This is a genomic window from Vogesella sp. EB (genome assembly GCF_001037925.1).
GTDB classification, from domain to species: Bacteria; Pseudomonadota; Gammaproteobacteria; order Burkholderiales; family Chromobacteriaceae; genus Vogesella; species Vogesella indigofera.
In genome coordinates this window covers 54,031-75,843 of record NZ_LFDT01000001.1, presented here as the reverse complement: position 1 = coordinate 75,843, position 21,813 = coordinate 54,031, and the positions used below count along the sequence as shown (strand labels likewise).

21 protein-coding genes are annotated in these 21,813 nt (G+C 62.6%); 10 read left to right on the top strand and 11 right to left on the bottom strand.

What is annotated here, in order from left to right; all coding sequences use genetic code 11:
- Position 1: 1 nt before the first annotated feature.
- Positions 2-832, bottom strand: coding sequence for a major capsid protein P2 (locus ACG97_RS00340; protein ID WP_053068005.1), 831 nt, complete (start codon positions 830-832; stop codon positions 2-4).
- Positions 833-1,069: 237 nt separating this feature from the next.
- Between ACG97_RS00340 and ACG97_RS00335 the strand changes: the two genes are divergently transcribed.
- Positions 1,070-1,540 (top strand): hypothetical protein, encoded by a 471-nt coding sequence (locus ACG97_RS00335; protein WP_156167827.1) that lies wholly within the window; start codon positions 1,070-1,072, stop codon positions 1,538-1,540.
- Between the two features lie 2 nt (positions 1,541-1,542).
- Here the strand turns inward: ACG97_RS00335 and ACG97_RS00330 are convergent, their stop codons facing one another.
- From ACG97_RS00330 to ACG97_RS00310, 6 genes are read right to left on the bottom strand one after another with little or no spacing between them, the layout of a single operon-like run.
- On the bottom strand, positions 1,543-2,151 hold the full coding sequence (locus ACG97_RS00330) for a hypothetical protein (protein WP_047965327.1): 609 nt from the start codon (positions 2,149-2,151) through the stop codon (positions 1,543-1,545).
- Positions 2,151-2,708: a hypothetical protein gene (locus ACG97_RS00325; RefSeq protein ID WP_047965326.1), complete on the bottom strand. Its 558-nt coding sequence runs from the start codon at positions 2,706-2,708 to the stop codon at positions 2,151-2,153. The genes ACG97_RS00330 and ACG97_RS00325 overlap by 1 nt, the downstream gene beginning before the upstream one ends.
- On the bottom strand, positions 2,705-2,974 hold the full coding sequence (locus tag ACG97_RS00320; protein WP_156167826.1) for a hypothetical protein: 270 nt from the start codon (positions 2,972-2,974) through the stop codon (positions 2,705-2,707). The genes ACG97_RS00325 and ACG97_RS00320 overlap by 4 nt, the downstream gene beginning before the upstream one ends.
- On the bottom strand, positions 2,953-5,346 hold the full coding sequence (locus ACG97_RS00315) for a replication endonuclease (RefSeq protein WP_053068004.1): 2,394 nt from the start codon (positions 5,344-5,346) through the stop codon (positions 2,953-2,955). Before ACG97_RS00315 ends, ACG97_RS00320 begins: the two co-directional genes overlap by 22 nt.
- Positions 5,346-5,630 (bottom strand): hypothetical protein, encoded by a 285-nt coding sequence (locus ACG97_RS17420; protein WP_156167825.1) that lies wholly within the window; start codon positions 5,628-5,630, stop codon positions 5,346-5,348. Before ACG97_RS17420 ends, ACG97_RS00315 begins: the two co-directional genes overlap by 1 nt.
- Positions 5,627-5,998, bottom strand: coding sequence for a hypothetical protein (locus ACG97_RS00310; RefSeq protein ID WP_047965324.1), 372 nt, complete (start codon positions 5,996-5,998; stop codon positions 5,627-5,629). Before ACG97_RS00310 ends, ACG97_RS17420 begins: the two co-directional genes overlap by 4 nt.
- Positions 5,999-6,186: 188 nt before the next feature.
- On the opposite strand from ACG97_RS00310, the gene ACG97_RS00305 reads away from it, so the two are divergent.
- Both ACG97_RS00305 and ACG97_RS00300 read left to right on the top strand, forming a co-directional pair.
- Positions 6,187-6,516: a hypothetical protein gene (locus ACG97_RS00305; RefSeq protein WP_047965323.1), complete on the top strand. Its 330-nt coding sequence runs from the start codon at positions 6,187-6,189 to the stop codon at positions 6,514-6,516.
- Positions 6,517-6,667: 151 nt separating this feature from the next.
- Positions 6,668-7,117, top strand: coding sequence for a hypothetical protein (locus tag ACG97_RS00300; RefSeq protein ID WP_047965322.1), 450 nt, complete (start codon positions 6,668-6,670; stop codon positions 7,115-7,117).
- Between the two features lie 133 nt (positions 7,118-7,250).
- Here the strand turns inward: ACG97_RS00300 and ACG97_RS00295 are convergent, their stop codons facing one another.
- Complete coding sequence (locus ACG97_RS00295; protein ID WP_047965321.1) at positions 7,251-7,487, bottom strand: hypothetical protein; 237 nt, start codon at positions 7,485-7,487, stop codon at positions 7,251-7,253.
- Positions 7,488-7,548: 61 nt separating this feature from the next.
- On the opposite strand from ACG97_RS00295, the gene ACG97_RS00290 reads away from it, so the two are divergent.
- The gene (locus tag ACG97_RS00290; RefSeq protein WP_047965320.1) at positions 7,549-7,773 is read left to right on the top strand and encodes a hypothetical protein; all 225 of its coding nucleotides are present in this window, start codon (positions 7,549-7,551) and stop codon (positions 7,771-7,773) included.
- Positions 7,774-8,069: 296 nt separating this feature from the next.
- Here the strand turns inward: ACG97_RS00290 and rmuC are convergent, their stop codons facing one another.
- From rmuC to ACG97_RS00275, 3 genes are read right to left on the bottom strand one after another with little or no spacing between them, the layout of a single operon-like run.
- Positions 8,070-9,647, bottom strand: a complete 1,578-nt coding sequence (rmuC, locus tag ACG97_RS00285; protein WP_238377219.1) for a DNA recombination protein RmuC — start codon at positions 9,645-9,647, stop codon at positions 8,070-8,072.
- A 34-nt stretch (positions 9,648-9,681) separates the two neighbouring features.
- A complete protein-coding gene (gene recJ, locus ACG97_RS00280; protein WP_047965319.1) occupies positions 9,682-11,373 on the bottom strand; it encodes a single-stranded-DNA-specific exonuclease RecJ in 1,692 nt (563 codons plus the stop codon).
- Positions 11,370-12,374 carry a hypothetical protein gene (locus ACG97_RS00275; RefSeq protein ID WP_047965318.1) on the bottom strand — a complete coding sequence of 335 codons (1,005 nt, stop codon included), beginning with the start codon at positions 12,372-12,374 and terminating at the stop codon, positions 11,370-11,372. The genes recJ and ACG97_RS00275 overlap by 4 nt, the downstream gene beginning before the upstream one ends.
- A 360-nt stretch (positions 12,375-12,734) precedes the next feature.
- On the opposite strand from ACG97_RS00275, the gene ACG97_RS00270 reads away from it, so the two are divergent.
- The 6 genes from ACG97_RS00270 (at position 12,735) to ACG97_RS00245 (ending at position 21,712) form a co-directional block, all read left to right on the top strand.
- Positions 12,735-14,066 carry a M23 family metallopeptidase gene (locus ACG97_RS00270; protein ID WP_047965317.1) on the top strand — a complete coding sequence of 444 codons (1,332 nt, stop codon included), beginning with the start codon at positions 12,735-12,737 and terminating at the stop codon, positions 14,064-14,066.
- A gap of 51 nt (positions 14,067-14,117) precedes the next feature.
- Positions 14,118-15,218 carry an anhydro-N-acetylmuramic acid kinase gene (locus tag ACG97_RS00265; RefSeq protein WP_047965316.1) on the top strand — a complete coding sequence of 367 codons (1,101 nt, stop codon included), beginning with the start codon at positions 14,118-14,120 and terminating at the stop codon, positions 15,216-15,218.
- Between the two features lie 79 nt (positions 15,219-15,297).
- On the top strand, positions 15,298-17,595 hold the full coding sequence (locus tag ACG97_RS00260) for a DNA translocase FtsK (protein ID WP_047965315.1): 2,298 nt from the start codon (positions 15,298-15,300) through the stop codon (positions 17,593-17,595).
- 101 nt (positions 17,596-17,696) lie between these two features.
- Positions 17,697-18,782: a ferrochelatase gene (gene hemH, locus ACG97_RS00255; RefSeq protein WP_047965314.1), complete on the top strand. Its 1,086-nt coding sequence runs from the start codon at positions 17,697-17,699 to the stop codon at positions 18,780-18,782.
- A 261-nt stretch (positions 18,783-19,043) separates the two neighbouring features.
- Positions 19,044-20,237, top strand: coding sequence for a branched-chain amino acid ABC transporter substrate-binding protein (locus ACG97_RS00250; RefSeq protein ID WP_047965313.1), 1,194 nt, complete (start codon positions 19,044-19,046; stop codon positions 20,235-20,237).
- A gap of 281 nt (positions 20,238-20,518) precedes the next feature.
- Positions 20,519-21,712: a branched-chain amino acid ABC transporter substrate-binding protein gene (locus ACG97_RS00245; RefSeq protein WP_047965312.1), complete on the top strand. Its 1,194-nt coding sequence runs from the start codon at positions 20,519-20,521 to the stop codon at positions 21,710-21,712.
- The last annotated feature ends 101 nt before the right edge of the window (positions 21,713-21,813 follow it).

Below are 21,813 nucleotides of genomic sequence, written 5' to 3'. Positions count from 1 at the left end.
CTTACAGGTTGCCGATGGCGTCAACGCATTCGACGTAGAGGTACATCTGGCCGGCGCTGGACAGCAGCAATTCCAACAGCAGGTTGCGCACGGCGGCGCCGCGCGTGTCGAGCATGTTGGATTGGTTGCCTTCCACGATGAAATCCAGCGTGTAGATGCTGGCCTGCGGCGCGCGCTCGTATTCGCCCTGGCGGAAGCGGTTCAGATCGTCCGGCGACTCGAACACCACGAGGCCGTTCTGTTTCAGCGTGGCCTCACTGACGATGTTGGCGCCACCGGGGCCGATGACGTGGATGCGCTTGATCAGGGTGCCGTTGGTGCCCTTCGGCAGCGAGTCGATCACGAACTTGCCGGCGGTAGCGGCCGATACCGGGTATTGCTGCAGCTTGGCGCAGATGAACTCAACGCCACGGTCAGCGCTGCCGGCTTGCGAATCGTCCAGTTCTGCCCACGCTTCCAGCACCGGCGCGGTGGCGCCGCCGATCTTCACTTCCAGCGTGAAGGAGTTGATCTTGCTGGTATCCAGCGCACCCAGCATTTCACCGTTGATGGTGCGGGCACGGATTTCGGAAAAGTCGAGGGTCAGGAATTTCGCGTCATCCTTGATGCCGCGGTACTTGTTCATCAGGTCGAGGTCGGAACCGGTGGCCTGAATGATGGTTTTGCCCTGCACCTTCACCTTGATGTCCAGCAGGTGCGCCTTGGTGAAGGTGGTGCCGGTCAGGCGCAGGATGATGCGCTTGTACGCTGGGCCCGTCATCAGGTTAACGGTCGCGGTCACGTTGGCCGCGACGTTGGAGAACGGGTTGCACTTCTGGAGATACTTGGACATGTCGTGTTTCCTTAACGGTTGGCGTTCGGTGAGCGGTTAGCCGCCGACAACGACTTTGCGAACCGGTGCAACGCGGAAGATCACGGCAACCAGAATGGCGACCGGAACGGCCAGAGTCAGAACCTGTTTTACGTTAGGCATGTGCGCCCCTTTCGTTATGTGTACGGGATGAGGCTTCATGGTTTCCTGTTGTCCAACGGGCGGCAATCCCCCCTTCCCCGTAACGGTTACGGGGATTTGGCCGAAAAAAAACCGCCCGAAGGCGGTTTGATGTGGTTTCATCACCACACATTCAATGACAAAGGCCTGTTCATGAACTCTGCAATATTGCTCTTGCAACTTATTTCGCCGAATCCCCAGCTCATTCCCGATGCCGCCGAGCAGTACCAGTCACCTGCTCAAGTTCAGGTGACTGAGTCCCCCATAAGCTTGGCCGACTTTGCCATGCAAACCCTCTCTTGCTACCACCAATCTGCCCGATTCCGTGGCGTTAACCTGCTCAGTCGCCAGTGGAGCCAGCAGTACAAGTACGGCGCCGAGCAGGCCATCGTCTTCAAAATTTACTTTGAGGGGATGAGTGGTGCGCCATACCAGATGGTTGTTGCCGGCATGAGGAACGGCAGCAAAGTCAGAACGGCGGTGATTGGTGAGAACACGGTCATCGCGTACAACCGGTACTGCGAGCTTGAGCGCTGGACAGAAACGTAGCTTCACCCCTTTGTGATCACCCCCTCTCGCATGTCGCGGGCGATCCAGCTGTAACCGGTCAGCGCGGTGATGTCGGCCAGCGGCAGGTCGAGGAACTGCGCCAGATTGATCCGGTCGGGCTGGTAGTTGAGCCGGTGCGTGCGGACGTGGGTGGCGTTGCCGAGGAAGTGCTTGTCGATGCTGGCCGGCCGCTGGCTGGTGCCGTACACCATCAGCCCCCGGTGACGCCCTTGGGTGCTGATCTGCCGCCATGCACCTGGTGCGTGGCTGGGGCTGGTCACGTCCGATAGCTCCTCGGCGATGAACAGCACGTCGCCGGCGGCGAAAACCAGCTGGCACAGTGCCGCGAACTTCTCTTTCAACGCCTTCTCGTCCATCGTCTTCGGGCGGTACGCCAGCTTCACCCGCTTGCCGCTGCGCAGGCCGGCCAGCACGTCCGATAGCCGGCTGGTCGGCGTCGCCAGTTCGCCGTATTCCTCGCGGGCGTCCCAGATCACCAGCCGTTTCGGCTTCAGGCGCTTGACCTGGCTCTTGACGTAGTGGCTCTTGCCGCTGCCGGATGCGCCCATCACCGCCTCGATGTGGGCGGCGTTGTTGCTTCCGTCTGCCATTACGCGGCCTGCCCCACGTCTTTCCACTTCGGCAGGTTGGCCGCTGGGTCGTCAGCAGCTGTCTGCTGCTCGGTAACGGTTACGGGCGCGGCTGGCGCGGTAACGGGCTTGCGCTCGGCGTCCTGTCGTGCGGCGATGTCGGCTTTGATGCCGGCGTACACGCCGACGCCGAAGGTGGCGCAGGTCACCAGCGCACCCAGCTCGGCGCCGTACTGCGTCAGCCAGCCGCCGGCCTGCATCCCGTACTTGTCCAGCACCGCGCCGACGCTGGCTGCCACCTGCTGGCACTTGTCCGGCGCGGCGGTCTGCTCCAGTGACGGAAAGTAGACCTTGCCCATTGCCACGCCCATGTCCAGCAGCATCGCCACACACTGGGTGTTGCCCATGTCGGCCGGCGCCGGCGCTTGACCTGGCTGGAACTCCTCGCCGGCTTCGGCCGGCGGGTTCAGCGCGGCATCCTGCTCGGCCACCAGCGCGTCAAGTTCGCGGCTGGCCAGCTGCTCGTTGTTGTCCTGGCTGTCGGTTTTGGTGTCGGTTTTTTCTTTGACGGTGCTCATGCTTGGATTCCTGTCAGGGTTTCAAAAAAGCCTTTCGGTTTCGGTGCGGCGGGTGCCGCCTCGGGTGCTGCCGGCACGGTGGCCGCCGCCGCCGGCCGCAGCTTGCGGCGCATCCCGTCCGCCTGTGCCTCGGTACGGGTGAACAGCTGCAGCTTGCAGCCGTGGCGGCAGAACAGCAGCGGGCGGCCGGCCTTGTCCTCGTTCACGTTGGACGGGGTGCCGCACAGCGGGCAGTCCATCTGTCCTAGCAGGTCGCCTTTAGCCATGCACGCGCCCTTTCTTCAAGTCCTCCAGCGCCGCCAAGCGAGCTTCCAGCGTGCCGATCTTCTCGCCCAGCGCCTCGGCCGTGCTGACGGTCTGGCGGGCAAAGGCCTTTGCCTTCTCCGGTGCGTTGATCATGCTTGCCCCGTGCAATGCTGCTGCCGAGTCCTTCAGTTTCTGTAGTGCCTTTTCCATGGTTAATCCTTGCGATGCCTTGTTGATGCCAACCGGCGACAGCAACATGCTGCCGCCCCTTTACCAATGCCCAGCTGATGCGGCGTGCCATCGTGGCCGCGTCCTGCACCTGCTGGATGTACTGCGCCACACCGCCCGCGTCATCAATGGCGCGGCGGGTTTCCGCCTTGCGCTGCACCGCCTCGCGGTAGCGCGGCACGGCGTCTGCTTTCAGGTGTGCGGGCTGATCGTGCGCCCCCAGCCACGACGGCAAGTCATCCTCTCCGCACCAGTCGGGGAAGAAGTTCTCTTCCAGCGCCTCGCGCACCTCTTCCGGCATGTTCAGCGGCTGGCCGCTGTTGATGCTGTCCAGCCATTCCAGCCACTCGGGCTGGAAAACCGGCTTGAATTCGGCGGTGTCCGCCGATTCCGTACAGTTATTGACAGGACTCCGAGGCGTGCCAGCTTCGCCGGCCCGTAAAATCGTCCACTCATGCACGCGGCTGACTGCGTACTGGCCGGTCTCGCCCTCCACTACGCCACGCAATTTTGTTGGCACGCATTCGCCGTAACGGTTAACGGTTCCCGGCTCGGTGCTCTCATGCCACAGCGACAGCGGCATGTCGCGGCGCTTGGCGGTTTCGCCACCCATCAGGCGCACGAAGGTGTTCCAGTGGCCGGCATCGGCGGCAGCGGCGGCCGCTTCCAGTACGGACGGTTCCGCCGGCGGCAGGCCGCGCAACTCGCGCCACAGCGCCGCGCCCAGCTGTTCCGCCTCGTCCACCTCGCCAGCACTCCAGCGGCGCAGCTCACGCCAGATCGTGACCGGCGCCCCGCCGATCTGCTGAAACTGGCGCTTGCGCCACACGCTGGCCCACGCCCCCACGCGCTGTGCCGAGTCGCGGGCGTCGGTCTCCTCGCCCGCTTCCAAGTCATCCCCGATGCTGTCGCCGTGCGCGTTTTTTCCGTCGATGTTCTTGCTGATGTACTTGGCGATGTAGCCGGCGGCGGTGCCCCGGCTGCGGTCGATTGGCTCGAAATACACCCTGGCCTTGATCTGCTCGAATAGCGCTGCCGTGGGGTTGCCCCACGTTGCCGCCTCATAGCCCAAACGCTCGGCAATCTGCTTGAGCGTGCCGACCTCGCCATCCTCGCGGCGCTGCCGTGCCTCCTTCATGGCGGCGGTTTTGGTGAGGTGCTGATAGGCCAGCCCCAGTTCGTCCCGATCCATGCGCACCGCGTAGCGGGCAATGGTGGCGCGCACCACGTCAACATGGCGCTGATCCATGAAGATCAGCGCGTGCCAATGCGGCGTGCCATCGTGGTGCGGTTCCACCACGCGAAAGCCGTACAGGCGCACCCCCCGCCGCTCCAGCGCCGAACGAATGGACGCCCATACCTCGCACAGATACTGCTGCGCTTCGTCTGGCGTGAGTTCCTGGCTGTACTTGGTGTTGGCGTGCCCCGACTTGGTCACCGCATGAAAGCGTGACGGGCAGGTAATGGTGACGAACTCGGCGGCGTGCCCCAAGCCCTGTGCAATCAGATCGAAGCCGGCCACGCGCACCATCAGCTCGGTGCGGCGAATCTCAGGGTTGGAAACGGACACTTGCGCCAGCTCGGCCAGCGTGTAGGACTGCCCCAGCTCGTTTTCGGCGCGCATGGATTCCAGCAGCAGCGCATTACGGCGGCGGCTATGGTGAAACCGTGACAGGCTGTCGTTGCTGCAGTAACGGTTACGCTTATCGTTGACGATGCCCACGGCGCGCGCCAGACGCTCGATGGCGACACCCTGCCGGCGGCGCAGGTGACGCCGCCAATGCCGTGCATCCTGCGCCCGCGCCCACATACCCGCCTCATGCTCACCGCCCGGCACCGGTACGCCCCACGTCACGCAGCGCGCCACCAGACCGGCCACATCGCCCGCACCCTCATGGCGATAGCGCTCGATATCGCTGGCGATTTCCTGCGCATCGCGGCACAGGTCGGCATCGCTGGCGGTCAGGTCAATATCCGGCAGGCTTGCGGCCAACCTTAGCAACCACAGGTTGGCATCGCGCTGGCGGCCACGGCGGCAGCGGCGGGCATGTTCGCCCTTCACCGCCCGCGCCAGATGGCGCGGCAGCTGCGACACCTGTTCCTCTACCCACTTCGCCACCGGCAGCGAGGCAAGGCGGCGTTTTTCTTGCTGTGCTGCATCCATCAGAACGGCACAGCCTCATTGCCAGCGCGGCGGAAGTAGCAAGCCATTTTCAGCTCGCGGAATCGATCCGCCCGGCGCCAGTTCGTCCACGTGTACCCTCGGCTCTGGTAAGTGGCTCTCAGCACCATTGAGCCAGACTTCGGCCCCAGCTGCTCACACATCAGGCTGTGCAGCGCGTCACACGATTTCCGTGCTGCTGCCCGCCCCTTGCCTTTTGCTTTTTGGCTGAATGCCCATGCCAAGCGGCAAAGCCGGTGCATGACTTTGTATTCGTCGCGTGTCATGCCGCCGCCCTCCGCCCTGCCGGCGCCTTCGCCCCGTTGTGCAGACGTGCCGCCGCCACCCCGCTGTCAAACAGGCGGCCTTCCAGCTCCGCCCACAGCTGGCCGCACTGCGGCAGGAACAGGCTGACGGGCAGCTCGTGGCCGACCGCCAGCACGTTAATGCGCTGCTCGATCTGGCCGATCATGCGCACGCCCTCCTGAATCTGGGCGATAGCGTCCAGCTGGGCAGGCGACAGCACCTGAGCGGTGAGCGATTCAACGGATACGAGATCAGGCAGGCGGCGCGATGGCGCTGGCTGTGACATGGCGAATTTCTCGGCCAGTGCGGACACGGCGGCGAGGAATTGCAGGCGGTGGTCTGTGGACATGGTGCGAACCTTCAGCAGTCTAGGAACGCAAACCGTTGGGCGATGTCAGACGCTTAGGACAAGGTGCCGCGCTGGTTTGCGACGCCATGTTACGTTTCCAGCCTGCCAACGTTGGCACACAAATAATCTTCCGCGACCCCGCCAACGTTTGCTATATACCCTCCAATGACTAACCGGAGTTTTAAAAAATGCTGACCTCGACCGACTGGATTTCTTACCTGAAATCATGCACTTCCATTAAGTCGGACTACGGCATTGCGAAGTTGCTACGCATTGACCGCAGCACAATGTCAACAATCGTGAATAAAAAAGGTTTTCTAGGCGTAAAAAGTGCCGTGAAGATCGCTGACGAGCTGAAAATTGAACCGGAGTTCGTCTATATCTGCGCTCAGTTTGAACGGTCGAAATGTGAGGAGGAGCGGAAGCTGTGGCTTGACCTTTACGACAAGATTGGCGGCACGCAACTTGATGAAAAGATTAGAGAAAAACTGAGAATATCTTCTATGACAAACAATTAACACGGGCGCGAAAGCGCCCTTTTTTTGGCGAAGACACAATGTTTATTATGTCTAATAACTCACAGAATCAAACGCTACCTGACCTCTCTTCTTAGCTCTTTTGTTCAATTATTTTGTCTGTGTCATTTTCGGCACACATGGAATGGGCAGAATGCGTAAAGAGTTCAAAATCTACTGCACCAGTGCAGACATCGGGCCGGATCGACTGATCCGGCTTTTTCATTTCGGTAAGTCCGAGGAAGCACTGGCGGCAGAACTTGGCGTGACCGTCAGCACCGTGCAGGCGTGGAAAGCTGGCAAAGTGCCGGTGCCAGTTGTGTGCGTGAAATACCTGGAGCTGCTGGACAGCAACGAGCTGCGATGCGCCGGCGTCTGGAACGGCGCCCGTGCCGAGGGCTCGCGGCTGATCGTGCCGGCCGGCTACCAAGTCACCATCGACTATGCCGAGATCGAGCGACTGGCCGACTACCGCCGACTGTTCCACCTACGCAACATGCAAACCGACCTAATCGAGCGTCTGATGATCGAGCGTGACTTCTACCGCGACAACTGCCACCGGCAAGCCCGATTTGGCCTGATGGTCAACAGCCTATTCGGCTAAGTGGCGCGGCGATCCGTGTACAGGCGATCAAGCGCCGAAACCACCGCTGCCAATCGGGAAAGCTTGGGGTCTTTGCGAATTTCTTCGTAGTCAATCAACCGTTCGACCTTGGCGGCATCACCAAGGCAAGCGGTCAGCAGCTTGCGGAACTCGGAGTGGCCTTGTAGTCGGGCGCGCTGCTGGCACCCTGCTCCGGCTTACTGGCCGCCTTGGCCGGACGTGCCTTGTAGAAGGCCCGCGTCTTGCGCTGCCACCATTCCAGCGCCAGAAAACAAAGCCCTGCCAGTGCGGCAAGCAGATTGTCAGCGGTAAGCGCGTGGACAGCGACAAAGACCAGCACGGCACCGGCGAGGCCGAAGATTTTGAACATGGCAGACTCCGATTGATGCACGAAGCATAACCGGACTGCAATTGTAAATAGTAAGCAGCGTATGGACAAGAGCCGTGCTCGTACTCTGGGACAACTGCTCGACTCGATAGCCGGCCCTCTCGATCAGATCTTCACTGATTTCGGACAGCTCATAGTCCACGGCCATCGTGTCCAAATCACCCTCGCCTCGCTGCAGTCAAAAACCTTGACTTGGAACCCTGCTCCCGGCTTGGAGAACCCGTTTGATGCGGTCGCGTACGATGCCATCGGCAGCACGACAAAATGAAAGAAGCCGACATTTCTGCCGGCTTCTGGGGGTGGTTGAATGGTACAACGTCGCTTTACTACTACAACATAACTACCTTTCACTGCACCAGACACTAACGAAGGTGAGAGCGTTGCCGGCACGATGCCGGAGCTTTAACACGTACAACATCACGTTTACGGTTGGAGGAAAACGCTTTAACAAAGATCAGTGCAAACATCACATACATCAACAAGGTTATCAGCGATACCATCTAGCCCTCCTCCTTCCTAGTGTCTGACTTTTTTATAGTTCATCACCCGGTAATCGCCAAGAAATTATTCTGTCTCTTCCGCGATATCCGAATCGAGCAGCAAATGTGACGGCAAGTGCTTGCTGGTCTTGGCGCCCAGCTTGCGCAATTTTTCAGCGCGTCCCAGCAGATTGCCGCTACCGGTGCTGAGTTGCTTCATCACGGTACCGTAGCTGTCCTGAACGGTACCAATCTGCTTGCCCAGCTTCTCCAGCGTGTCCACCAGCCCGGCCAGCTTGTCGAACATGGCGCCGGATTGTCGCGCGATTTCCTGTGCGTTCTGGTTCTGGTGCTCGTAACGCCAGATGCTGGCCACGGTACGCAGTGTCGCCAGCAAGGTGCTGGGACCGACGATCATGATGCGGCGCTCGAAGGCCTCGTTGAACAGGCCCATGTCGTGCTGCACCGCCAACAGATAGGCGGGCTCCACCGGCACGAACATGAACACGAAATCGAGCGTGTTGAGCTTGTACAGATCCTGGTAGCGTTTCTCGGACAGGCTGCGGATATGCGCCCGCAACGCAGCAATGTGCGCCTTCAGCTCGCTGTCGCGCACCGCTTCGTCGCTGCTGGCGCTGTAACGCACGTAGGCATTCAGCGACACCTTGGAGTCGATCACCAGCTGCTTGCCTTCCGGCAGGTCGATCACCACGTCCGGCTGGTAGCGCTTCTGGCCGCCCTCACCCGTTTCCACCGTATCCGACACCTGCACGCGGTATTCGCGGTCGCGAGTCAGACCGGAGGTTTCCAGCACCCGCTCCAGGATCATCTCGCCCCAGTTGCCCTGTGTCTTGTTGTTGCTGCCGGTCAGCGCCTGGGTCAGCGCCACCGCATCGTGATTGAGGCGGGTATTCAGCTCCTGCAACCGGCGCAGCTCCTGCTCCAGCGTCAGTCGCTCCTTGGAATCCTTGTCATAGGTGTCCTGCACCAGCTTGCCGAAGTGCTGGATGCGCTCTCCCAGCGGCCCCAGCAGCTGGCCGATGTTTTCGCGGTTCTGCTCGGTGAAGCGCTTCGATTTTTCTTCCAGAATGTCGGTAGCTAGCGCCTTGAACTGGTTGGACAGCGCCTCGCGCGCCTCCTGCAGCAGCTGCAGCTTTTCCGCCGACTGGCGCTGTTCCTGTTGCAACAGGGTCAGCAGCTCCTGCTCGCGCGCACCCAGCCGGGCCAGGTCGTTCTGCTGTTCCTGCCACGCGGCGCGCAACTGCTGCAATTCCTGTTGCAACAACGGCAGCTGCCGCCCCTGCTCTTCGCGTGCGGCCAACCTTTCGCCCTGCTCGCGCAGCTGCAGCTGTTGCTGTTGCAGCTGCCCTTCCAGCTCAGGCAGGCGCTGCGCGCGATTGGCGAGCACCGCCAGTTTTTGCTGCGCCTCGGACAACAGCTGGCGCAGGCTGTCCAGCTGCTGCTGCAGCGCAGTCGTGCGTGCGTGGCTGTCATCGACTTGCCACTGCAAGGACTCGCCCCGCACCAGTGCTGCGGCCAGTTGCGCCGCAGTTTCGCCCAGCCCGCGCTGGTAGGCGGTCTCGGCGCGGTGCTTGCCGACCAGCCAGGTGGCGGCGATGCCGGCGCCGGCACCGGTCAGCAGCGCCATCAGTAATTCGATCATGGTGTCCTCGTCCGGGTTGCGGTCAGACTGGCACTCAGCCGGGCTGGCGCCAGTGCTGGATATAGATTTGCAATTCCTTGCGTCCTTGCCACTCGTTGGCCGCCAGCTGGTACACCGCGTTGATGGTCTGCGGCAGCCACTCCACCTGGTTGAACAGCATGCCGTCGCACTGCACGCCGTCCTTTTCAAGGCGCAGTTTCAGGTGCTTGTCGCCAACCACGCGCTGGCTGACGATATGGAAGTCGTCGTGAAAGGTCGGCGCGGCGAAACCCTGGCCCCACACCTCTGCGGCCAACGTTTCCGCCACCGCCAGCGACAGCTCGCGGCCGCTGAGCGGGCCGTCGGTTTCCAGCGTGCGGGTCAGCGTGTTGCTGTCCAGCAGCTGGCGTGCCACGTCCTCGAAGGCGGCGACGAACTCGTCGAAGCGGGCTTCGGCAATGGTCAGCCCTGCCGCCATCGCGTGACCGCCGAACTTGAGGATCAGCCGCGGATGACGCTTGTACACCAGATCCAGCGCGTCGCGCAGGTGGAAGCCGGGAATGGAGCGGCCGGAGCCCTTGATCTCGCCCTCGTCGCCCGGCGCAAACACGATGGCCGGCCGGTGATACTTCTCCTTCAGCCGCGAGGCGACGATGCCGACCACGCCCTGGTGCCAGTCGTCGCGATACAGTGACAAGGTATAGCGTTGCTCGGCGTCGATGCCGGACAGCACCGCCAGTGCCTCGTCCTGCATGCCGTGCTCGATGCTGCGGCGCTCACGGTTGAGCTTGTCCAGCTCCTGCGCCAGTGTCAGCGCCTGCGTTTCGTCGCCTGCCAGCAAGCAGGCGATGCCGAGGCTCATGTCGTCCAGCCGCCCGGCGGCGTTCAGTCGCGGCCCGACGGTGAAACCGAGGTCGAAGGCGTTGGCCTTGTGCGCGGCGCGGCCGGCGACACGAAACAGTGCAGCGATGCCCGGCGCCATGCGCCCGGCGCGCATGCGGCGCAGGCCGTTGTCGACCAGGATGCGGTTGTTGCGATCCAGCTTCACCACGTCGGCCACGGTGCCCAGCGCCACCAGATCCAGCAGCTCGCCCAGATTCGGCTCCGGCTGCTGCCGGAAGGCGCCACGGGCGCGCAGCTCGGCGCGCAGCGCCATCAGCACGTAGAACATCACGCCGACGCCGGCCAGGTTCTTGGACGGAAACTCGCAGCCGGGCTGGTTCGGGTTGACGATCAGCGCCGCGGGCAAGGTGTCGCCGGGCAGGTGGTGATCGGTGACCAGCACCTCGATGCCGCGCGCGTTGGCGGCCTCGACACCGGCAACGCTGGCGATGCCGTTATCGACGGTAACGATGATGTCCGGCCGGCTCTGCGCCGCCAGCTCCACGATTTCCGGCGTCAGGCCGTAACCGTACTCGAAGCGGTTGGGCACGATGAAGTCGATCACCGCGCCCAGCGCTGCCAGTCCCTTGACGGCCACCGCGCAGGCGGTCGCCCCGTCGGCGTCGTAGTCGGCGACCACCAGCAAGCGCTGTCGGGCGGCGATGGCGTCGGCTAGTCGCGCGGCCATCGGCTGGATGTTTTTCAGGCTGTGATACGGCAGCAGCCCCTTGAGGCCGTAATCCACTTCGGCGGCGTCGGCGATGCCACGGGCGGCGTACAGCCGCGCCATCAACGGTGCGATGCCTTGCTGGTGCAGTTGCCGGGCGGGATCGGCCGGGACTTGGCGGGTAACGATACGGGTCATTGCGGATACAGTTTGCTTAGTGGCAACGGACGGCGCCACAGTTTCCAGAGATCCAGCCGCGTGGTGCGGCTGTGCAGGCCGGCGCTGCCGTGGCAGCACAGCTGCACTTCACTGAGCCGGCCCTGCTGCAGTGCGGCCAACGTTGGCGCGAACCAGTCGCGCTCCAGCTGCAGCAGCCCCTCGCGCCAGCCCCACACGTCGCGGAACTGCGCCGCGCCCTCGGCCGCGTCGAGGTGGAGCAATACATCGCCGGCGCCCTCCGCCAGCGTGAAGGCGTAGCTCGGACTGTCGCCGGCAACACCGGCCTGCTGCGCCAGCTGCTGCCACAGCGGGTCATGACTGTGCACCGCCGGATAGGCGCTGGCCAGTGACTGCGGCTGGCTGGCCTCGCCCCAGAACCACAGGCTGTTCACCGTCGGCTCGCCGCGCGCCTCGCGCGCTTCGTTGACCGGGTGGGTGTACAGCAACATCTGCAGCTCGTTGAGAAAGCGGCTCCAGCGCATGCCGTTTGCGCCCTTGGGCAAGTGATGGTTGATGTCTTCGCCGATCACGTCCGGCAACGCCGAAAACTCGGCGCCGCTGGCTTGCGGCAAGGCGACGAACCAGCGCGCCGGTGTCGGTGCATGGAACACCAGGCCGTCCTCGGCGAAAAAGGCGTTCAGGCTGGCCAGCAGCGCCGCGGCCTCATCCTGCGAGAGATTCATGATGCCGATGTCGCCCAGCAGCGCGCGGTCGCGATCGACACGCAGATTGACCGGATCGGCAATCAGCCAGCTGGCCGCCGGCGCCAGCCCGGCGGCGTGGGCAAGGTTGGCCGCAAGCGCCGGCTGCGGCAGGCCGAAGGTGCGGCACAGCATCTCGCTGGCGCTCAGCGGCTCGCTGCGCCACTGGCCGCGGCCCAGCAGCGTCGAGAGCGCCGGCAGCGACAGGTCCTTGCACAGCTCGGGGCCGGCGTCACTGTCCAGCCAGGTCAGGCCGGGAACAAACAGGGTGTATTTCATGGCGGGTGTAGCGTCGGGTGGGTGACATGCGATGACAAGCGGTCATCGGCACAGGCCGGCATTGTAGCGGTTTGCAGCCGGCACTGACCAATTGCCGCGGGGCTTGAACTTATTTAGGGGCAAAACAGTCTGTGCAGGCGGCCCTGCATTTTCTGCGCGCAGCAAAGGTGGGATCTGTCGTAAATCTGGCGATGACATGGGACTAGTTTGTTGATTCTTAAACATTATTTGTTTGCCTGTGGACATTTTTTTGCTAACCTGCCTCCTTTGTATTTTTATCAATAGCTGTTGATTAAGCAGCTTGTTCGATAAACGTGCTTGTCCCGGACACCATCCGGGCCATACAAGACGAAGAGATCCATGAACTACCAGACACTGCTGCAATTCCGTCAACAAGGCCTCCAGCGCCTGATGAAACATCGCTTCAGCTGGCTGATCGGCGTGGCCACCCTGCCCTTTCTCGGCGTACTGACCGCCGTTGCCGTCGCCCCGGGCGCGGCACAACAGGCGCCACTTGAAGTGCGCGAAGTCAGCCAGTCGCTGGCACTGCCGGCGCTGCCGGGCGGCGAGTCCGACGGCTCGCGCTACTGGCGCGAAGAGCGCATCCAGCGTGGCGACACCATTGCCCGCGTGCTGAACCGCCTCGGCGTCGGCAGCGACGAAGCCAACCGCTTCATCCATACCGCGCCGGTGTCGCGCGACGTGCTGAAACTGCGCGCCGGCGCCACGCTGTCGGTACAGATCAACGACCAGGGCGAGCTGTTCGGCCTGCGCTTCCTCAACGATGACGAAAACGGCGAAAAAGTGCTGGTCGTGATCGAAAAACAGGGCGATCAGTGGCAGGCCAGCGCCGAGCCACCACGCACCGAGGTGATCCAGGCGGTACGCTCCGTCGAGATCCGTACCAGCCTCAGCGGCGCACTGGCCCAGACCGGCGTGCCGGTCGAGGTGCGCACCCAGCTGGGCGAGATCTTCTCCGACCAGCTGGACACCACCCGCCTGCAACCGGGTGACCGTGTCAACCTGGTCTACGAAACACTGCTGTACAAGGGTTCGCCGATTGCCAACGGCAACGTGCTGGCCGCCGAGGTCCAGTCCGGCGGCAAGACCTGGCAGGCGTTCTACTTCGCCCACGACAGCGAATCCGGCGCCTACTACGATGCCGCCGGCCAGTCGCTGCGCAAGGGCTTCAGCAACCAGCCGGTCAGCAATGCCCGCATCAGCTCCGGCTTCGGCATGCGTTTCCATCCGGTGCTGCGCAGCCTGCGCATGCACGAGGGTATCGACTACGCCGCCGGCAGCGGCACGCCGATCATGGCCACCTCCGACGGCGTGATCGACACCATCGCCAGCCAGAGCGGCTACGGCAACGTGGTGATCATCAAGCACAACGCCAAGCTGTCGACGCTGTATGCGCACATGAGCCGTTTCGAGCCGAAACTGACACGCGGCAGCAAGGTGTCCGCCGGCCAGGTGATCGGCTATGTCGGCAGCACCGGCCGCTCCACCGGCCCGCACCTGCACATGGAAGTGCGCGTCAACGGCCAGGCGGTAGATCCGTCGACCAACGCCCTGCCGGTGCCGGGGCTGAGCACGCAACAACGCTTGGCCTTCCGCCAGCAGAGCGTTAAGCTGGCGGCTAATTTGAAGCTGCTCAGGGAGATTCCGGTCAGCGTTGCCCAGCTGGAGTAAACGCCCCCGTGCAATCCGTAACCCTGACAGCACCACTGTCAGGGTTTTTTCATGTCTGCGTACTTTATCGGTTTGATGTCCGGCACCAGCCTCGACGGCGTGGATGCGGTACTGGTTGATTTTTCCGGCCCGCGCTTCCGCGTCTGCGGCGAGGCCTTCGTCGACTATCCGGCGGCGCTGCGCGAGGACATCCTTGCGCTGCAAACGCCGGCACACAACGAGCTGGACCGCAGCGCACAGCTGGCCAACCAGTTGGCGCAGCGCTACGCGCAAGTGGTGCAGCAGCTGCTGGCCAATTGCCAGCTCGACGCCAGCGCCGTGAGCGCCATCGCCTGCCACGGCCAGACCATCCGCCACGCACCGGAGCGCGGCTACACGCTGCAGCTTGGCAACCTGGCGCTGCTGGCCGAACTGACCGGCATCGACGTGATCGGCGACCTGCGCAGCCGCGACGTCGCCGCCGGCGGCCAGGGTGCGCCGCTGGTACCCGCCTTCCACGCCCATGCCTTTCATGACTCGAGCGTGAGCCGCCTGATCGTCAACATCGGCGGCATCGCCAACCTGACCTACCTCGGCAGAGACGGCGCGGTATCCGGTTTCGACAGCGGCCCCGGCAACATGCTGCTCGACGCCTGGATCAAGCTGCATTGCGGCCAACCTTATGACGCCGACGGCGCGTGGTCGGCCTCCGGCAGCGTGCATCCGCGGCTGCTGCAACAACTACTGGCGACGGCCTACTTTGACGCACCGCCACCAAAGAGCACCGGCCGCGACCTGTTCGACCTTGCCTGGCTACAAGCCCAGCTGCACGCGCTGGGCGAGCCGCTGCGCCCGGCCGATGTGCAGGCCACCCTGGCCGAGCTGGTGGCGCACAGCATTGTCAACGCCGCACAGCAGTTCCTGCCCGCCGTCAGCGCGGTCTACCTGTGCGGCGGCGGCGCGCGCAACCGCGACCTGCGCCAGAGGCTGCAGCAACGTTGGCCGCAGGTCGGCTGGCACCTCACCGACGAGCTGGGGCTGCCGCTGCAGCAGGTGGAAGCCACCGCCTTTGCCTGGCTGGGCTATTGCTTCAGCCGGCGCCAGGGCGCCAACCTGCCGGCGGTGACCGGTGCCAGCGGCCGGCGCGTGCTGGGGGCACTGTATCCGGCCTGACAAATTCACGCGCCGGCGCGCGGTTTTTGTGCGGTTTGCCGATATAATCAGCCACCACCCTAATCAAACAGAATATTCAATGCGCCTCTTCAAGCGTAAAGCCGTTGTCCGCAACACCGACCCGCTGCCGCCACGGCTCTCCAGCCTGCTGCGCGAAGCGTGGTGGTTGCTGATGGCCGTAACCGCCGTTTACCTCGTTCTGACGCTGGCGTCTTTCTCTCCTGCCGATTCCTCCTGGTCGCACAGCTCGGCCGATGCGCAGGTGCGCAACTATGGCGGCGCCTTTGGCGCCTGGCTGTCCGACATCCTGCTGTACCTGTTCGGCTACTCGGCGTGGCTGAGCGTGGCGTTCTGCCTCGCCGCCATCGCCTGGGGCTATCGCCAGCTGGGTGACGGCATCCGCCGCCCCGGGCCGATGGCGTGGGCGGCCTCGTTCGGTTTCCTGCTGTTCATTCTTTGCTCCGCCAGCCTCGAAGCGCTGATCTGGCGTGACGAAACGCTGAACCTGCCGCTGGTCGCCGGCGGCCTGTTTGGCCAGTTCCTCGGCGATGTCGCCGCGCGCGTGTTCGGCCTGACCGGCGGCGGCCTGCTGTTGCTGGTGAGCGGCGCCATCGGCTTCTCGCTGTTTACCGGTGTGTCGTGGCTGAACATGATGGAACGCATCGGCGCCGCCATCGAGGACGGCGTACTGAAAGCCTGGCAAGCGTGGCAGGCACGCCAGGACCGCGAAATCGGCCGCGAAATCGCGCAGCAGCGCGAAGAAAAAGTCGTCACCGAGAAGAAGAAGATCGAGGACAAGCCGCCGGTGCGCATCGAGGCGCCAGTACTGGACATCCCGCTGTCACCCAAGGTGACCAAGCCGGTACAGCAGTCGCTGTTTGCCGCGCCTGGCGACGATACCCTGCCCGGCCTGCCGCTGTTGGCCGCACCGAAGGAACAGGGCGAACCGGTCTCCGCCGAAACGGTGGAGTACACCTCGCGCCTGATCGAACGCAAACTGGCCGATTTTGGCGTCGACGTGAAAGTGGTCGCCGCCTACCCCGGCCCGGTGATCACCCGTTACGAGATCGAGCCGGCCATCGGCGTCAAGGGCGCACAGATCGTCAACCTGATGCGTGACCTGGCGCGCGCGCTCTCCCTGGTGTCGATCCGGGTGGTGGAAACCATCCCCGGCAAGACCTATATGGGGCTGGAACTGCCCAACCCGAAGCGCCAGATCGTGCGCCTGTCGGAGATCGTCGGCTCCGACAGCTACCAGAACATGAGCTCGCGGCTGGCGATGGCGCTGGGCAAGGACATTGCCGGCCAGCCGGTATCCGCCGACCTCGCCAAGATGCCGCACGTGCTGGTGGCCGGCACCACCGGCTCCGGCAAATCGGTGGCCATCAACGCGATGATCCTGTCGGTGCTGTACAAGGCGACGCCGAAGGAAGCGCGCCTGATCATGGTCGACCCGAAGATGCTGGAACTGTCGGTGTACGAAGGCATCCCGCACCTGCTGGCGCCGGTGGTCACCGACATGAAACAGGCGGCCAACGCGCTGAACTGGTGTGTCGGCGAGATGGAAAAACGCTACCGCCTGATGTCCAAGCTCGGCGTGCGCAACCTCGCCGGCTACAACCAGAAGATCCGCGACGCGGAAAAGGCCGGCGAGAAGCTGCCCAACCCGTTCAGCCTGACCCCCGAGACACCGGAGCCGCTGGAGACCATGCCGATGATCGTGGTGGTGATCGACGAACTGGCCGACCTGATGATGGTGGCCGGCAAGAAGATCGAGGAACTGATCGCCCGTCTGGCGCAGAAGGCGCGCGCCGCCGGCATCCATTTGATCCTCGCCACGCAGCGGCCGTCGGTGGACGTGATCACCGGCCTGATCAAGGCCAACATCCCGACGCGGATCGCGTTCCAGGTGTCCAGCAAGATCGACAGCCGCACCATCCTCGACCAGATGGGCGCCGAGACGCTGCTGGGACAGGGCGACATGCTGTACCTGCCGCCGGGCACCGGCTACCCGTTGCGCGTGCACGGCGCCTTTGTCGCCGACGACGAAGTGCACCAGGTGGTGGAATTCCTCAAGACCACCGGCGAGCCGGACTACATCGAAGGCATCCTCACCGGCGGCACCGAAACCGAGGCTGGCGACGGCGGTGATGGTCTCTCCGGCAGCAATGACACGGAAGCCGATCCACTGTACGACGATGCCGTCGCCATTGTGCTGAAAACGCGCAAGGCGTCGATTTCGTCGGTGCAGCGCCACCTGCGCATCGGCTACAACCGCGCCGCGCGCCTGATCGAACAGATGGAAGCCAGCGGCATCGTCTCGGCGATGGAAACCAACGGCAACCGCAGTGTGCTGGTGCCGGCGCGAGAGGAATAAGCCGCGCCATTCGTGGTACAAGGTTGGCCGCAGCAATGCGGCCATTGCTTTTTCAGGCCCGCAAGGTAAGCTTCACCCTTATTATTTGTACTGGACAAAACATGGCCGCACCGCTCGCAGAACCGGCTTTCCGCCACAGCTACACCCCCAAGACCGGCGTGCTGCTGATCAACCTCGGCACCCCCGAGGCGCCGACCGCCAAGGCCCTGCGCCCCTACCTCAAGCAATTCCTGTCCGACCAGCGCGTGATCGAAATCCCGAAGGCGCTGTGGTGGCTGATCCTCAACGGCATCATTCTCAACCTGCGCCCGCGCAAGAGCGCCGAGAAGTACGCCAGTATCTGGAGCAGCGAGGGCTCACCGCTGCTGGTCCATACCCGCAACCAGACCAGACTGCTGGCCGAACAGCTGGCGGCCGCCGGACTGGAGCATGTGGTGGTCGACTTCGCGATGCGCTACGGCAATCCGTCGGTCGACAGCGTGCTGCGCGGCATGCGTGAACAGGGAGTCGAGCGCTTGCTGGTGGTGCCGCTGTATCCGCAATACGCCGGTTCTTCGGTGGCGACCGCGCTGGACGAGGTATTCCGCAGCCTGCTGCGCATGCGCAACATGCCGGAAATCCGCACCGTGCGCCATTTCCACGACTTCCCACTTTATATCGAGGCGCTGGCGCGACAGGTGGAAGCGCACTGGCAGGCAAACGGCCGTGGCGACAAGCTGCTGATGTCGTTCCACGGGGTGCCGCGTTTCACGCTGGACAAGGGCGACCCTTATCACTGTGAATGCCTGAAAACCGGCCGCCTGCTGGCGGAGCGGCTGCAGCTGAGCAAGGAACAGTATGTGGTGGCATTCCAGAGCCGCTTCGGCAAGGCGGAGTGGCTCAAGCCCTATACCGTCGACACGCTGACGGCACTGGCCAAGGCCGGCACGCAAAAACTGGACGTGATGTGCCCCGGCTTTGTCGGCGACTGCCTGGAGACGCTGGAAGAGATCGCCATGGAAGGCAAGGAGATTTTCCTGACCAACGGCGGTGGCGAATACCGCTATATTTCCTGCCTCAACGAAGATCCAAACTGGCTGAATGCACTGACAGCACTGGTACAGCAGCATCTTGGTGGCTGGATAACAACACCGGATGATCCGGTGCTGCGTTTTCAGCGTGCGCAAGATTCAGGCGCAAACGGCTAGCAAAAGCGATTTTTTCACCCCAATGGCGCACCAACATGGTGCGCCATTGTTCATTTTATACTTTATCCGCCTGGCAATCTGACCAATGCAGTGCAGCAAATATGTCATAACCTTTGACGTGTCCGACAATCTCCAAACTGGTGAAATCAAACTTCGTTGACACTGCATAGGGTGCTACGCATAATCAGTCCGCATCTGCTCTTTCCAAAAGAACTGAGCGGATCTTACAAGTCACATGACTAAGATCAGGGGAAACACAAGATGAATAAATTCGCACGCCTTAGCCTCTTTGCAGCAGCCGCCATCGCACTGACTGCCTGCGGCAACAAAGAAGAACAACCAGCTGCTGATGCTTCCGCTGCCGCGGCCGATGCCGGCGGTGAAGTGGTAGTCAAAATCGGTCAAGTATCGCCAATGACCGGTCCGATTGCTCACCTGGGCAAAGACAACGAATTTGGCGCGCGTCTGGCCATTGAAGACCTGAACGCCGAAGGCGTCGAGATCGGTGGCAAGAAAGTCAAGTTTGAACTGGTCTCCGAAGATGACCAGGCTGACCCGAAAATCGGTACCCAGGTTGCACAGCGTCTGGTTGATGCCCAGGTTGTCGGCGTGGTTGGTCACCTGAACTCCGGTACCACCATCCCTGCATCCAAGATCTACTCCGATGCCGGCATCCCGCAGATCTCCCCTTCCGCGACTAACCCTGACTACACCAAGCAAGGTTACAAGACCACCTTCCGTGTGATTGCCAACGACGTACAGCAAGGCAAGGCACTGGGTGAGTTTGCCGTGGACAACCTGAAAGCGAAAAAAGTCGCCATCATCGACGACCGTACCGCTTACGGCCAGGGTCTGGCTGACGAATTCGAAAAAGCAGTTAAAGCCAAAGGTGGCGCGATCTCCAAGCGCGAGTTCACCACCAACACCGCCACCGACTTCAACGCCATTCTGACCTCGATCAAATCGACTCAGCCTGACGTGATCTTCTACGGCGGCATGGACGCACAGGCAGCACCACTGGCCAAGCAGATGCAGCGTCTGGGCATCAAGGCCAAGCTGATGGGCGGCGACGGCTGGCAGACTCCGGAGTTCATCAAACTGGCCGGCGAAGCATCTGAAGGTCAGTACTCCTCCAGCTGCGGCGTGCCACGCGACAAGATGCCAGGTTTCGCGGCATTCAACGACAAGTTCAAAGCCAAGTTCAACACCGATGTACAGATCTATGCTCCTTACGAGTACGATGCTGTGAAAGTCCTGGTTGACTCCATGAAACGTGCCGGCTCGACCGATCCTAAGGTCTACCTGCCGGAAGTGGGCAAGACCCAGATGACTGGTGTAACCGGCGAGATCTCCTTTGACGAAAAAGGCGACATCAAGAACGGCGCAGTCACCGTTTACCAGGTTAAAGGCGGCAAGTGGGAAGTGGTTTCCACTGTTGGCGGCCCAGCCAAGTAAGCTGATCTGACAAGCTTGTTGTACGTAAAAATGGCGCCCTGACGGGCGCCATTTTTTATGCTTGCCATATCGCAATGCAGCATTTAAGATCATTGCAACACGTCGATTGTATCCAGTCGCCGCTCCCCTTTGTCTCCACGACTGCCACCACCCCGCGCGGTCCGGACACAATGTCACGACAACAGGCGCCCGAACCGGGCCCGGTTCGGCTGACCATAAAACCACCTGCATTTTACAAACACAATGTTCCCGCTTATGAGGAACAGGGACACGTTTTCACCATGAATCCATATCGCCTCTCCGCTATCGCCGCGGCCGCACTGACGCTGGCCGCCTGCAACAATGCCGAACCACAGCAAGACGCATCCGCCAGCGCCCCCGCTGCCGCGCAGGAACACGTAGTCAAGATCGGCTCCGCCAACCCGCTGACCGGCCCGTTCGCACACTGGGGCCGTGACGCCGACAATGGCGTACAGCTGGCTGCAGAAGAAGCCAACGCGGAAAAACTGACCCTGGACGGCAAGCCGGTCCGTTTTGAAGTGGTCTCCGAAGATGACCAGGCCGACCCGAAAGTCGCCACCCAGGTTGCGCAGCGCTTTGTCGACGCCGGCGTTGCCGCCGTGATCGGCCACCTGACCTCCGGCGCCGCCATCCCGGCCTCGCGCCTGTACAACGATGCCGGCATCACCATGATCGCCGGCTCGGTGACCAGCCCGAAATTCACCGAGCAAGGCTACAACAATACCTTCCGCATCATCGCCAATGACCTGCAACAGGGTCAGGCGCTGGCCAAGTACGCGGTAACCGAGCTGAAGTCGAAACGCATCGCCGTCATCGACGACCGCACCACCTACGGTCAGGGCCTGGCCGACGACTTTGCCAAGGCCACCGAAGCGGCCGGCGGCACCATCGTCAAGCGCGAATACACCACCAACAGCGCCACCGACTTCATGGCGATCCTGACCTCAATCAAGGGCGAGAAGCCGGAACTGATCTTCTACGGCGGCATGGACGCACAAGCCGGCCCACTGGTGAAGCAGATGCGCAAGCTGGGCATCACCGCGGTATTCATGGGTGCCGACGGGGTCAACACTGCCGAGTTCGCCAAGCTGGCGGGCAAGGATGGTGAGGGTGCCTACGCCTCCAGCGCCGGCGCCTCGAAAGAGCTGATGCCGGGCTACACCGAGTTCAACACCAAGTACAAGGCGCGCTTCAACGGCGAAATCCAGGCCTACGCGCCGTACACCTACGACGCCACCCGCGTGGTGATCGATGCGATGAAACGCGCCAACTCCGCCGACCCGAAGAAATACCTGGCCGAAGTCGGCAAGACTTCGCTGCAGGGCGTGACCGGCCCGATCGCCTTTGAAAGCAACGGCGACATCAAGAACGGCACCGTGACCCTGTACCGCCTGGAAGGCGGCAAGTGGGCCGGCGTGGCCAAGCCGGCCAGCGACGCTTCCGCCGCGCAATAAGCCTGAGCGTGACGCAACAACGCCGTTCCCGCTGTAGCGGGAACGGCGTTTTTTGTGACCACATCAGCGTCGGCGCAGCGGCACCGGAAACGTCCGGCACC